The 707-nt window shown below is 34.2% G+C and carries 1 pseudogene; it reads left to right on the forward strand.

What is annotated here, in order from left to right:
* Positions 1-707: pseudogene (locus tag IC572_RS07675) on the forward strand (hypothetical protein); the annotation flags it as partial.

The raw sequence follows: 707 nt of genomic DNA on the forward strand, positions 1-707 counted from the left end.
CCTAAAAGTGAAGCCACAATGAAAGACCTTATGTCTAGTAAAGAATTTGTTGAGAGATACCGCTACACTCAAAAAGACAATATGAAAAGGACACAACAGCTAAAATCACTATTGGATAGTAAGCGAGACTTCATTGGTTATATTCAAGTAATCGGCTATTGGAAAGAGAACCTAGAAAACGACCTTATCCCTGATAAAGAGACTAGCTTTTTTGTATTTGTCAATGAACCTAGTAGCACATTTTATTTAAGAAATCATTTGTTATTATGGGCGAGACAATTCAATCAAGCGGCGATTTGTTATTGTCAAAATAGTGTCTATAATAATAAAGACAGATACTATGTGGAATTGGTGAGCGCTGAACCAAAGAGATTTGGTAAGGTAGAGGCTAAATTCACCGACATCACATTCTCTATCCCTAAAGAATTACCGCACTCTCTCACAAGATTACAGAACAAAGTCTATACATTCTTTGAGAAAAACCCTGAAAAAGACAATTATGGTATAGCTTTTAAAGACATTGTTAAGACACAAATAAAAGCAACTTATATGCCCTACAATATTGGCAACCTTACAGACACATTTGAAAATGAAATTAAAGGATTTATTAAAAGGACACAAAGTAGGGTTCGTGCGTATGGGTATCCAAAGACTTTCAATATTGATGAGATAGAAAATTGGGAGCAACAAGCAATTAAAACAAGAGA

The organism is Helicobacter pylori (assembly GCF_014496485.1).
GTDB classification, from domain to species: Bacteria; Campylobacterota; Campylobacteria; order Campylobacterales; family Helicobacteraceae; genus Helicobacter; species Helicobacter pylori_DD.